Source organism: Nocardia sp. NPDC019323, assembly GCF_044389845.1.
Taxonomy (GTDB): Bacteria; Actinomycetota; Actinomycetes; order Mycobacteriales; family Mycobacteriaceae; genus Nocardia; species Nocardia implantans.
This window is the reverse complement of record NZ_JBIRYN010000008.1, coordinates 42,128-53,831: the sequence shown is the minus strand read 5'-3', so window position 1 is coordinate 53,831 and position 11,704 is coordinate 42,128. Positions and strand designations below refer to the sequence as shown.

At 67.9% G+C, this 11,704-nt stretch carries 13 protein-coding genes; 7 read left to right on the top strand and 6 right to left on the bottom strand.

Going from position 1 to position 11,704, the window contains the following annotated elements; all coding sequences use genetic code 11:
* Positions 1-4: 4 nt before the first annotated feature.
* A complete protein-coding gene (locus tag ACH49X_RS26035) occupies positions 5-1,603 on the bottom strand; it encodes a carboxyl transferase domain-containing protein (RefSeq protein WP_357206494.1) in 1,599 nt (532 codons plus the stop codon).
* 93 nt (positions 1,604-1,696) lie between these two features.
* On the opposite strand from ACH49X_RS26035, the gene ACH49X_RS26030 reads away from it, so the two are divergent.
* Positions 1,697-2,290: a TetR/AcrR family transcriptional regulator gene (locus ACH49X_RS26030; RefSeq protein WP_195078305.1), complete on the top strand. Its 594-nt coding sequence runs from the start codon at positions 1,697-1,699 to the stop codon at positions 2,288-2,290.
* Between the two features lie 8 nt (positions 2,291-2,298).
* Here the strand turns inward: ACH49X_RS26030 and ACH49X_RS26025 are convergent, their stop codons facing one another.
* Positions 2,299-3,045 carry a 3-hydroxybutyrate dehydrogenase gene (locus ACH49X_RS26025; protein ID WP_195078306.1) on the bottom strand — a complete coding sequence of 249 codons (747 nt, stop codon included), beginning with the start codon at positions 3,043-3,045 and terminating at the stop codon, positions 2,299-2,301.
* Positions 3,042-4,418: an MFS transporter gene (locus ACH49X_RS26020; protein ID WP_195078307.1), complete on the bottom strand. Its 1,377-nt coding sequence runs from the start codon at positions 4,416-4,418 to the stop codon at positions 3,042-3,044. Before ACH49X_RS26020 ends, ACH49X_RS26025 begins: the two co-directional genes overlap by 4 nt.
* Positions 4,419-4,559: 141 nt before the next feature.
* Between ACH49X_RS26020 and ACH49X_RS26015 the strand changes: the two genes are divergently transcribed.
* From ACH49X_RS26015 to ACH49X_RS26000, 4 genes are all read left to right on the top strand, one after another.
* Positions 4,560-5,474 (top strand): LysR family transcriptional regulator, encoded by a 915-nt coding sequence (locus tag ACH49X_RS26015; RefSeq protein WP_195078308.1) that lies wholly within the window; start codon positions 4,560-4,562, stop codon positions 5,472-5,474.
* A 97-nt stretch (positions 5,475-5,571) separates the two neighbouring features.
* Complete coding sequence (locus tag ACH49X_RS26010) at positions 5,572-6,513, top strand: alpha/beta fold hydrolase (RefSeq protein ID WP_357103992.1); 942 nt, start codon at positions 5,572-5,574, stop codon at positions 6,511-6,513.
* A 31-nt stretch (positions 6,514-6,544) separates the two neighbouring features.
* Positions 6,545-7,006 carry a GbsR/MarR family transcriptional regulator gene (locus ACH49X_RS26005; RefSeq protein WP_195078310.1) on the top strand — a complete coding sequence of 154 codons (462 nt, stop codon included), beginning with the start codon at positions 6,545-6,547 and terminating at the stop codon, positions 7,004-7,006.
* 10 nt (positions 7,007-7,016) lie between these two features.
* On the top strand, positions 7,017-7,829 hold the full coding sequence (locus ACH49X_RS26000) for a class I SAM-dependent methyltransferase (RefSeq protein WP_357206492.1): 813 nt from the start codon (positions 7,017-7,019) through the stop codon (positions 7,827-7,829).
* A gap of 77 nt (positions 7,830-7,906) precedes the next feature.
* On the opposite strand, the gene ACH49X_RS25995 is transcribed toward ACH49X_RS26000, so the two are convergent.
* Positions 7,907-9,247 carry a helix-turn-helix transcriptional regulator gene (locus ACH49X_RS25995; protein WP_357206490.1) on the bottom strand — a complete coding sequence of 447 codons (1,341 nt, stop codon included), beginning with the start codon at positions 9,245-9,247 and terminating at the stop codon, positions 7,907-7,909.
* A 230-nt stretch (positions 9,248-9,477) separates the two neighbouring features.
* Here ACH49X_RS25995 and ACH49X_RS25990 point away from each other — a divergent pair, with 230 nt between their 5' ends.
* Positions 9,478-9,798 carry a hypothetical protein gene (locus ACH49X_RS25990; protein ID WP_357206488.1) on the top strand — a complete coding sequence of 107 codons (321 nt, stop codon included), beginning with the start codon at positions 9,478-9,480 and terminating at the stop codon, positions 9,796-9,798.
* 262 nt (positions 9,799-10,060) lie between these two features.
* On the top strand, positions 10,061-10,333 hold the full coding sequence (locus ACH49X_RS25985; RefSeq protein ID WP_357206486.1) for a hypothetical protein: 273 nt from the start codon (positions 10,061-10,063) through the stop codon (positions 10,331-10,333).
* Between the two features lie 49 nt (positions 10,334-10,382).
* Here the strand turns inward: ACH49X_RS25985 and ACH49X_RS25980 are convergent, their stop codons facing one another.
* Positions 10,383-10,859 (bottom strand): hypothetical protein, encoded by a 477-nt coding sequence (locus ACH49X_RS25980; protein ID WP_357206484.1) that lies wholly within the window; start codon positions 10,857-10,859, stop codon positions 10,383-10,385.
* A 171-nt stretch (positions 10,860-11,030) separates the two neighbouring features.
* The gene (locus ACH49X_RS25975) at positions 11,031-11,645 is read right to left on the bottom strand and encodes a hypothetical protein (RefSeq protein WP_323124142.1); all 615 of its coding nucleotides are present in this window, start codon (positions 11,643-11,645) and stop codon (positions 11,031-11,033) included.
* Positions 11,646-11,704: the final 59 nt, after the last annotated feature.

Genomic DNA, 11,704 nt, shown 5'->3' with positions numbered 1-11,704 from the left:
GTCATCACATCCGGAAAACGCCGTAGGAGACGGGTTCGAGCGGAGCTTGCGCGCACACCGACAGCGCCAGCCCGAGCACGGTTCTGGTGTCGGCGGGATCGATCACTCCGTCGTCCCACAACCTGGCCGTCGAGTAATAGGGATTGCCCTGGCTCTCGTATTGCTCCCGGATCGGTGCCTTGAACGCCTCCTCGTCCTCGGGCGACCAGGGCCGCCCGCTGCTGTCGAGCTGGTCGCCGCGCACCGTCGCCAGCACCGACGCCGCCTGCTCGCCGCCCATCACCGAGATCCGCGCGTTCGGCCACATCCACAGAAACCGCGGCGAATACGCGCGCCCGCACATCGAGTAGTTGCCCGCGCCGTAGGAACCGCCGATGACGACGGTGAGCTTGGGCACCCGCGCGCAGGCGACCGCGGTGACCATCTTCGCGCCGTGCTTGGCGATGCCGCCCGCTTCGTAGTCGCGGCCGACCATGAAGCCGGTGATGTTCTGCAGGAACAGCAGGGGGATGCTGCGCTTGTCGCACAGCTCGATGAAATGCGCGCCCTTCATGGCGGATTCGCTGAACAGCACGCCGTTGTTGGCGACGATGCCGACCGGATGTCCGTGGATGCGCGCGAACCCGGTGACCAAGGTCTTGCCGTATTCGGCCTTGAACTCGTGGAAACCGCTCTCGCCCTCGGCCGTGCCGTCGACCAGGCGGTGGATCACTTCGCGCACGTCGTAGGGGGTGCGCAGGTCGACAGGAACCACGTCGTAGAGCTCGGATTCCGGCGCGGCGGGCGCGATGACCGGCCGCACGTCCCACGGAACGGGGGTGCGCGGGCCGAGCGTGGCCACGATCCGGCGCACGATGCGCAGCGCGTCCTGATCGTCCTCGGCCAAGTGGTCGGTGACGCCGGAGGTGCGCGAGTGCAGCTCGCCGCCGCCGAGTTCCTCGGCCGTGACCACCTCGCCGGTCGCGGCCTTCACCAGCGGCGGGCCGCCGAGGAAGATGGTGCCCTGGTTACGGACGATCACGGCCTCGTCGCTCATCGCGGGCACGTAGGCGCCGCCCGCCGTGCACGAGCCGAGCACCGCGGCGATCTGCGGAATCCCCTTGGCGCTCATGGTCGCCTGGTTGTAGAAGATGCGCCCGAAATGCTCCCGGTCGGGGAACACTTCGTCCTGATGCGGCAGGTACGCGCCGCCCGAGTCGACCAGGTAGACGCACGGCAGCTGGTTCTGCAACGCGATCTCCTGCGCGCGCAGATGCTTCTTCACCGTCATGGGGTAGTAGGTGCCGCCCTTGACCGTCGCGTCGTTGGCCACGATCACGCATTCCCGCCCGGAGACCCGGCCGATCCCGGTGATGATCCCGGCGCCGGGGGACTCGTCGCCGTACATCCCGGTCGCGGCCAGCGGGGACAGTTCGAGGAACGGGCTTCCCGGGTCCAGCAGTTGGTCCACGCGCTGCCTCGGCAACAGCTTGCCGCGCGCGACGTGCCGATCGCGCGCCTTCTGGGGTCCGCCCAACGCCGCGGCGGCCAGCCGGGCGCGCAGGTCGTCGACCAACGCCGCGTGCGCGGCGCGGTTCCCGACGGCCTCTTCGGTAACGGTCATCACGCCATCCTGTCGTCCAGTTAGTCGACGATAACTGGAATTCAGGTTAGTGTTGATTAACCGAGTTGTCCAGATCGGCGGAAAGGACCGCGTGTGACCAGTGCCGAATCCGTCGCGCCCACGCGTCGTGAGCAGTTGAAGGCGCAGCGAAGGGCGCAACTGCTGGAAGCGGGAGCGCGCTTGATCGCCGACCGAGGCTTCCTCGGCATGCGCCTGGACGACCTCGGCGCCGCCGTCGGCATCAGCGGTCCCGCCGTCTACCGGCACTTCCCGAACAAGGAGGCGCTGCTGGTCGAGCTGCTGGTAGGGGTGAGCCAGCGCCTGCTCGACGGCGGCAAGAAGGTGGTCGCGGGCACCGATTCCGCCGAGCAGGCGCTGGCCGGACTGGTCGATCACCACCTGGACTTCGCGCTCGGCGAGCCGGAGCTGATCCGCATCCAGGACCGCGACCTGGACAACGTGCCCGCCCCCGCCCGCCGCGAGATCCGCCGCACCCAGCGCCAATACGTGGAGATCTGGGTGGGCGTGCTGCGCGAGCTGCATCCGGACCTACCCGAGGAGGCGGCGCGGGTGCAGGCCCACGCCGCCTTCGGACTGATCAACTCCACCCCGCACAGCGCTAGCGAGGCGACCGCGGCGCGGGCCCGGCCGGTGCTGCGCAGGATGGCGCTGACCGCGCTGGGGTGAGCGCGCCCTCATCGCGCGCTCCACCCGCCGTCCATCGTGTAGGCCGCGCCGTTCACCATGCCCGCCTCCGTCGACGCGAGCCAGGCCACCAGCGAGGCGACCTCCTCCGGCTCGACGAGCCGCTTGATCGCGCTCTCGGTGAGCAGGATCTTCTCCACCACCTCCTGCTCGGGCACGCCGTGCGCCCTGGCCTGATCGGCGATCTGCTTGTCCACCAGCGGCGTGCGCACATAGCCCGGGTTCACGCAATTGCTGGTGACGCCGTGCGGGCCGCCCTCCAGCGCGGTGACCTTCGACAGGCCCTCGAGCCCGTGCTTGGCCGTAACGTAGGCGACTTTGTATTCGGAGGCGCGCAGGCCGTGGATCGAGGAGATGTTGACGATCCGTCCCCAGCCCTGCCGGTACATGTGCGGCAGCGCCGCGCGCACCAGCAGGAACGGGGCTTCGACCATCAGCGTGAGCAGATCGCGGAAGCGCTGCGGCGCGAAGTCCTGGATCGGGCTGACGTGCTGCACCCCGGCGTTGTTCACCAGGATGTCGGCCTCGAGTTCCAGCGTCTCCAGCGCCGCGACGTCGAGCAGGTCCACCGCCCACGATTTCCCGCCCAGTTCCCCGGCCACGGTCTTCGCGCCGGCCTCGTCGACGTCGGCCACCGTGACGGTGGCGCCGCGCGCCGCGAGCGCGCGGGCGCATGCCGCGCCGATGCCGCTCGCGCCGCCGGTGACCAGGGCGCTGCGCCCCGCCAGATCGCTCATCGCACGGTCACTTCGGCGCGCGCGCCGACGGTCTCGGCGTCGGCGTGGTCGATGCTCTCCAAGGTCAGCCCCTTCGTCTCTCGTGCGACGAGCACGGCGATCGCGCTCACCGCCGCCGCGCCCGCCAGGTACCAGGCGATCGGCACCGCGGAGTGGTAGGTGTTCAGCAGCCGGACGGCGATGATCGGCGCCAGCGAACCGGCCACGATCGAGGTCACCTGATAGCCCAGGGACACACCGGAATAGCGCATCCGGGTGGGGAACATCTCGGCCATGATGGCGGGCTGCCCGGCGTACATGAAGGCGTGGAAGATCAGGCCGATGATGATGGCGGACATGATGACCGCGTTGTGGCCGCTGTCCATCATCGGGAAGGCGAAGAAGCCCCAGGTGCCCGCGGTGAGCGCGCCGATCAGATAGACCGGTCGCCTGCCGATGCGGTCGGACAGGCCTCCCACCAGCGGGATCACCGCGAAGTGCACGGCGTGCGCGGCCAGCAGCCACCACAGGATCACTTGGGTGTCGGCGTGCACCTGCGTCTTCAAGTAGGTGATGGTGAACGTGACCACCAGGTAGTACATGACGTTCTCGCCGAAGCGCAGCCCCATCGCGGTGAACACGCCGCGCGGGTAGCGGCGCAGCACCTCGACCACGCTCAGTGAGGTCGCCTTGATCTGCTCGGCCTCCCGCTGCGCCGCGACGAAGATGGGCGCGTCCGTGATCTTGGTGCGGATGTAGTAGCCGATCAGCACCACCACCGCCGAGAGCCAGAACGCGACTCGCCAGCCCCAGCCGAGGAACGCCTCGTCCGACAGCGTGGAGGTGAGCACCAGCAGCACCACCGTCGCCAGCAGGTTGCCCGCGGGCACGCCTGCCTGCGGCCAGCTCGCCCAGAAGCCGCGACCGCGGCTCGGGCTGTGCTCGGCCACCAGCAGCACCGCGCCGCCCCACTCGCCGCCGACGGCGAAGCCCTGGATGAATCGCAGGGCGACCAGCAGCGCGGGCGCCCAGTAGCCGATCTGCCCGAAGGTGGGCAGGCAGCCCATCAGGAACGTCGCGCTGCCCACCAGTACCAGGCTGAACTGGAGCAGCTTCTTGCGGCCGTACTTGTCACCGAAATGCCCGAACACCACGCCGCCGAGCGGCCGCGCCGCGAAACCGACCGCATAGGTGACGAACGCGGCCAGAATGGCGTCCAGGTCGCTGGTGCCCTTGGCGAAGAACACCTTGCTGAACACCAGCGTGGCGGCGGTGCCGTACAGGAAGAACTCGTACCACTCCACCACCGTGCCCGCCATCGACGCGGCCACCACGCGGCGTAGACCGCTGGTCGTCGCGCCCGAATCCGCCGCTACGGCGTCGTGCTCCCTCATCGCACTTCTCCTTCGTGCCCGGGGCCACACTTCGGATCCCGATGTGACGGCCCCCACAATGCTTGGCTGCACCGAGTATTGGTGCAGAGGAATCGTGCCGCAATGACCATTTGCGCAGTGCGTCTCTGCAAAGATGCAGATATGCGCCCGGCCTCTCCCGGTCGTCCCAGCGCGGACGACCTTCTCGTCCTCCTGGCCGTCGGGCGCTCCGGCCGATTCGTGACGGCGGCCGAGGAACTCGGGATCAACCACACCACCATCTCCCGGCGCATCGCCGCCTTGGAACACACGCTCGGCGGCCGGGTGCTCACCCGGGTGACCGGCGGCTGGGAACTGACCGATCTCGGCAGGGAGGCGCTGGCCGCGGCCGAGGCGGTGGAGGCGGCGGTGAAATCACTGGCCGCGGACGCCGACGGCAACCGGGTGCTGGAGGGGGTGGTCCGGCTCTCGGCGACCGACGGCTTCAGCGCCTACATCGCCGCGCCAGCGGCGGCGGAGGTGCAGCGGCGGCATCCGAAGATCTCGGTGGAGATCGTGGCGATCACCCGGCGCGCCTCGCAACAGCGCTCGGGGCTCGATCTCGAGATCGTGGTGGGCGAGCCGCAAGTGCACCGCGCCACCGCCACCCACCTGGCCGACTACTGTCTCGGCCTCTACGGTTCCCGCGAATACCTGCGTGAGCACGGCGCGCCCGCGACGATCGACGACCTGTCCCGGTATCCGCTGGTCTACTTCATCGATTCCATGCTCCAAGTGGACGACCTCGACCTGGCCTCCAGCTTCGTGCCCGCGATGCGGGAATCGGTCACGTCCACCAACGTTTTCGTACACGTGGAAGCCACCCGCGCGTCAGCGGGCCTTGGGCTGCTGCCCTGCTTCATGGCCGATCGCCACCCCGATCTCGTTCGGGTGCTGGCCGATTCGGTGACCGTCACCCTCGGCTATTGGCTCGTCGCCCGCACCGAAACGTTGCGCCGCCCGGAAGTGGCCGCCGTCGTGACGGCGATCCGGGCCGTGGTCGCCGATCAGCGCGACATCCTCCTCGGTCGTCTGTGATCCCAGCTGCTTCGGCTGAGTCGGGTTTCAGCCGCGACATTGACATTGCTAGTGATTTCAGTGAAGACTGAAATGACTAGCAACGACGGGAGCTTTGATGGATCTCGAGATCGAGCATGTGACGTTCAACAGCCTTGGCACCGCGTGTGCGGGCGATCTGTATCTGCCCGCGGCGGACGGCCCGGCCCCCGGTCTGGTGCTGGGGCACTCGGGGGTGATGGTGAAGGAGGCGTTGCGGGTCTTCGCACCGTATTTCGTGCGGGCGGGGTTCGCGGTATTGGCGATCGACTATCGCACGGTCGGTGCCAGCGCGGGGGAACCTCGCGGCCAGGACTACCCACAGCGACAGACAGAGGATTTCCGTAGCGCGGTGTCGTATCTGCAAACCCGCCCGGAGGTGGACCCGGATCGAATCGGAGTCTGGGGGGTCAGCATCGGGGGGTCGGTGGCGACGCAGGCCGCGGTCTTGGACCGGCGCGTGAAATGTGTTGTGGTGCAGAGCCCGAGCGTGTGGAACGGGTGGCGGTATCTGGAGCGGCTGCTCGGCAGGGAGGGCGTGGGCGGGCTGCGGGATCGGTTGGACGAGGACTGGCAGCGCCGATATGCCGGCCACGAGAGCGCTCGGGTGCCGCACCTGACGCTGCAAGGCGAAAACGTAGAGAGCACACCGGATCTCGCCGCCGAGATGTTCCCGAACTATCGGAACGAGAAGACCCTCGATTCCGCCGAACATCTCCTGACCTTCGCGCCGGAGGACCTCATTCACCGCCTGGCGCCGACCCCGCTGCTGATGATCGCCAACGGCGGCTGGGACCCATACCACATGCTCGAGGAAGCACAGAGCGCCTTCGCCAAGGCCGGTGAGCCGAAACGCCTCGAGATCCTGCCTTACGACGTGCTCGGTCTCTACACCGGTCCCGGGCTCGATGAGGCCATGGCTCTGGCCGTCGAGTGGTTCGACCGGTATCTGCGCCGGACCCGCCTCGTCGCTCCCACCCCGGCGCCTACCTGGGAGTCGGTGACCGCTGTGCCACAGTAATCCAGCCGAACACAGCGCAGGAGGACACAGCATGCCGGACACGGACCGACAGGACGCCACGCTGAAGTGGGTCGAGCGAGTCGCTACCTTCTGCGTCGAGGAATGGGGACTGCCCCCCATCACCGGCCGCATCCTCGGACTCCTGATGATCTGCGATCCGCCGGAGCAGTCCGCAGGCCGGATCGCCGAGGCGATCCGTGCCAGCCGCGCCTCGCTGACCTCCAACATGCGCCTGCTGACCACGATCGGCCTCGTCCGCAAGGTGCGGATCCCCGGTGACCGCACCGCCTACTACCGCATCGAGGACGACGCCTGGGAGAAGGTCATCGAGCGCAAGATCGCCGGCCTCGGCGCCTTCGGCGACATCGCCGAGGACGGACTCGCCTTGGTCGGGGGCGCCGATCCCGCGCTCACCGAGCGCATCCGGGCCGCTCAGCAGGCATTGACCTGGCTGCGCGACCTCGCCGCCCGACCCAGGGACACCACCACATGAAGGACCGATCGTGCTTCGAATCCGACCCGACCTGAACCCGATCCAGGAAACCCTGCTGCTCACCCTGCGAGCCCGAGCGCTGGACGCGACCACGCGCACCCCGATCCTGGGCGACACCCACCAGGCCGAGCTGGCCGACCGGATCGACTACGACTACACCAAACTGAAGCTGAAACCCAGCCTCATCTGCGGAACGGCGCTACGCGCGAAGAAACTCGACGACGCGGTGCGGGCGTTCACCGCGACGCACCGAAATGCGGTGGTAATCGATCTCGGCTGCGGCCTGGACACCCGCATGCTGCGATGCGATCCCTCCGCCGATGTCGACTGGTACGACATCGATTACCCGGAAGTCGTCGAAATGCGCGGGCAATTGCTTCCGCACAGCTCCCATCTGTTGGGCGTCGATCTCACCCAGCCGGGCTGGACCGAGCAGCTGCCCGCCGATCGACCAGCCATGATCGTCGCCGAGGGCCTGCTGCCTTTCCTGCCCGGCGACACCTTCCACACCCTGATCCGCGAGGCGACCACGCATTTCCCGACCGGTGAACTCGCCCTCAACGGCTACACCCGTTTCGCCGCCTGGGCCATGAAGTACCACCCCTCGATCAAAGCCCTCGGCATCAGCGCCGCCCAAGGATTCGACGACCCCCACGAACCCGAAACCTGGGGCGCTGGCCTGAAATTGATCGAAGAACAACTCCTCACCCGAGCCCCCGAAGTCGCCCTCTTCCCCCAACCGCTACGCGCCATGACCCGCGCCACAGCCCTCAGCCCAGCACTGTCCCGGCAAGCCAACCGCATACTTCGATACGCCTTCTAACGTCTCGAATCGTTGGTCAGCGCCGTGGGAGGGAGTGTCGGCTGCGCCGCAACCTCACAGATCCGGTCGAACCCAGGTCACGCCGTGTGGGCGAGCGCGTCGAAGCGGTGGCGGAAGTGTTCGGCGTCGTCGCCTCGGGTGTGGGTGGCGGCGACGCGGACAGGGCGTAGTTCGGCCAGGAGGCGTGGGGAGTTGACCGGGCCTTCCAGCAGGGTGATTGCGGTGTGGGCTTCGGTGATGGCGGAGGGGGTATCGCCGAGGCCGGTGAGGGCGGCGGCGTAGTAGGCGCGGTAGGACGCTTCGTCGCGGGGGAAGCAGTTCCGCTGGCCGACGCTCTCGCTGTACAGCTGAACCGCCCGGTTGTGGTGGCCCAGCATGCGGAGTCCGCGCGCCTCGTGGGCGCGCAACTCGGCCTCGTTGACGTGCTCCAACCATGCCGGGTCGTCCGGGTCGTCGAGGCCGCGGTCGGCTTCACGCCAGACGCGCGCCATCGCGCGGGTGAATTCCCGCTCGTCGCCGACGGCCGCATAAGCCGTTGCTTCCTCCGCGGCCTTCAACGCGTTCATGCGCGCCGACGGCATTCCCCTGACGAGTTCTGTCGAGCGCCGGGCGAGGCGCACGGGCTCGGCTGAGGAAGCAGGTGAGGAGGCGGCGAGGTTCGCGAGATCTCCGAGGGCGGCGGCCAATAAGGTGGTGTCACCGCATTGTTCGGCAAGCAGGATCGATTCTGTGAGGTGCCGCCGGGATGTGCCAGGGCGATTACTGTCCCGCGCCAGCCATGCGACGGTATTCGACAGCCACCCGGTGGCGCTGACCAATTCGACGCCGATGCGGTCGCCGTAGGTTCGGGAGTCGAGTAGCCGCCGTATGGACGCGTATTGCCTTGCCGCGTAATCGAATATCGCGCCGCTGCCGCGATGATGGTCATGCTCCCACAGCCGCTCTGTGAGCATGCGGATATATGTGACGTGCCCGGAGCCGACTCGAATCGGTTCCGCGGCCCTGGTCGGCGGTATGGAGACGCCCGTAAACGCCGTCATCGTCGCTGCCAGGCCGAATTGTCTGCGGTCCACGTCATCGACTCCTTCGCAGGCTCCGTTGTCGATGGTCCCCGTCTCGGGGGTCGCGAGCAAGAGGGGCAGCAATGCCGTGCGTGGCACCCCGAGTGCGTCGGCGGCGCGGACCAGTTCACGGATGTCGAAGATGGTCCCGACTTCCCCACGCTCCACGCGCCCGGCGTGGGTTCGGTCCCAGTGCAGGAGCGCGCCGAAATCGGCTTGAGACAGTCCCATTTTCTTGCGAACGAGCGCGAGGGCCCGACCTGGACGTCCCTCGCCGAGCAACTTACGAAAGTGCGGCGACTGCCATACGCGGTCGATTTCGCTGTTCGCCACATCCGCCCCCTGCGTCGAAGTCATTGTGCCGCCGCACTTTAGCGCCATGGCGCTGGCCCCGACGGACAACCGCAGATGTCGCACACCTGGTCGCGCGCACTTGACAGCGTCGCGGTGGACCCTTCGTTGCTCGAGGCTGTGTCGTGCGCGCGCCGCCGGGGTGATGCCGTGCCGGGCACGGCACTTCGGACGCGGTGAGCCGCGGACGGGGGCGAGAGCCCCCGGCGGCGGGCGCTCCCATCGAACGAGAGGTGATGATGAAGCCGAAAGTGGTCGGATATCTGCGCCGCGATATCTCCGGACGCCGCGCGCGCAGGCATGAAATGGAAATTCGCGCGCTGGCGAAGGCGTCGGGGTTCGATCTGGCGCGGACCCTGGTCGCCGGGCCGACCGCGCCCGCTTCGCTCACGGCGCTGCGCACCGTCGTGGTTCGCGTCGGCGCGGTCGCGGTGATCACGCCGACGCTGGAACATGTGGAATTCCGAGCGGACGAGATCATGGCGGTATGTGCGCTGATCACGCTCGAATCCCGGCACATCCCGCCGCGGGGGGACGACACCCGGCCCGCCGCGTGATCCTTCGGGCCCGCACCGGCGATCGGACGGACGACTGAGGTGGTCACCGTGACTTGGTCGCTGGATCGGCCGAGCGTATGGATGCCGTCGCCGATCGTGCCCACCGGGTCCCGAGTAGCGCTGGAGGATGGGGTTTCCCGCGCTGCCGATCGGTCAACTAACGAGGCGGCGGACCGCGGGCCGGGAGCGCGGGCGCCGAGGAGCAGGTCTCGTTGCCCGGCATTCCAAGTGCGCCGGATCATGGCGCAGAAGGAGGACAGAAGTGCGTTCCATCCGAGCCGGTCTCATCGCCGTCACACTCGCCGCCGCCACCGTGGTCGGCGCGAGCGCGGTGCACGCCGAGGACACCCTGCCCGGCGCACCCGAGGACGAGATCATCTCGGTCGATATCAACCTGCTCGGCTGCTCGCTCGGAGCCGGACTCGGCCTCGACCTCCTGCTGGCCCTCACCGCAGGCAACGGTTCCAGCACCACCATCGGCTCCGGTCTGGCGACCCGCTTGCGCCTCGCGGGTTGCCTGCCCTGGCAGCGCTGACACCCGTGCCGGATACAGCGGCCGCGGGGTGAGATCCGGCCGTTCGGATCTATCCGGCCTGTGGGTGCGGGCGCCGTTCGATCGTGTTCCGCGCCCGTGCCCACACTTCCTCCGCTTCGAACTTCGCGGCCTGCCACGAGTCGGTGGCCAGACCGACTCGGCCGCGCCATTTCCGCATGATGTCGGCGTGCACCGGCCAGCGCACGAACCGTCGCATGTCGTGCTCGGTCTCCCACACCGAGATCGAGCCGCCGCGCGCCTCCGACGGCCGAGCCCACAGCCACAGGCCGACCGCGCCCTGCATCACCGGCCAGTTCCGTCCCAGGCGCATCCCGGTCTTGTAGATCGCCTGCACGTCCGCTTCCGAGGCGGCCAGGAAGTCGGTCACGCTGACGAACACCGCGCCTCCGGTGTCATGCAGCGGCCCCGCTTGCCAGGGCATCAGCACGGTCCCGTCGGAAAAGGGCTGCTGAACAGGCTCGCTGGGGTTGTCGTCGGATCGGTTGGCCAAGCTATCGGTAAGCATCCGTAGATGATATGCGCTCGCTTATCGAATGGCCAACCTTGTCCATCGCTACAGGGCCTCGCGCGGCATGGCCGTGTGGCCGGGTACGGCAGGCGATGACTGATAAGGCCGGGCGGATTCGTGATCCGCCCGGCCTGTGCCGACACTTGGATGGGATTCCTCCCCGATCGATCAGAACGGTGTGAAGAAGAAGCCGAACCAGGCTCCGACGGCAGCGCCGACCGCGCAGCCGATGACGGCGCCGACCACGAAGAACCAGATGCCGATGGCGATGCCGATCGCGCAACCGATCGCCGCGCCCACCAAGGCGCCACCGAACAGGGCATCATGCATCAGGCCCTGCAATTCGGGTGTGACCGCGGCGGGCGACGGAACACCTGCCGCCGGCGTGAGCGTCAGCGTCCTTGCCGACGGGTCTACCGACGGTATGACGCTGAAGTTCTGGCCGGTCTCCATACGCAGCGTCGTCGGGATCGTACCGACGATCGCGCCGTCCTCGGACAGCACGTCGACCGCTGCCGGTGTCACCTCGAACCGTCCCGAAGCAAGATCGACCGTAGCGGTGCGGTGATCCGCCGCGAGGGTCGTCGTGTAGGAGATCGGTCCATCCACCCCGTTCATCGTGAGGTCTGCCAGGGTGCCCTCACCGTGTGCCGTGGCCATCGCTATGCCCGTCGACGCGACGGCCAAAAGGGCGGTAGCCACCAATTTCTTGATAAACATCGGAAGTCCAATCATCGGACGATGGTGTTGGAATTCCCCCGGACGGGCGACATCGACCGTCAATAGTTGATCCTTCTCCTTTGCCCTGGACAATGTCGATAGGTGATCGGTATGGGTAAATT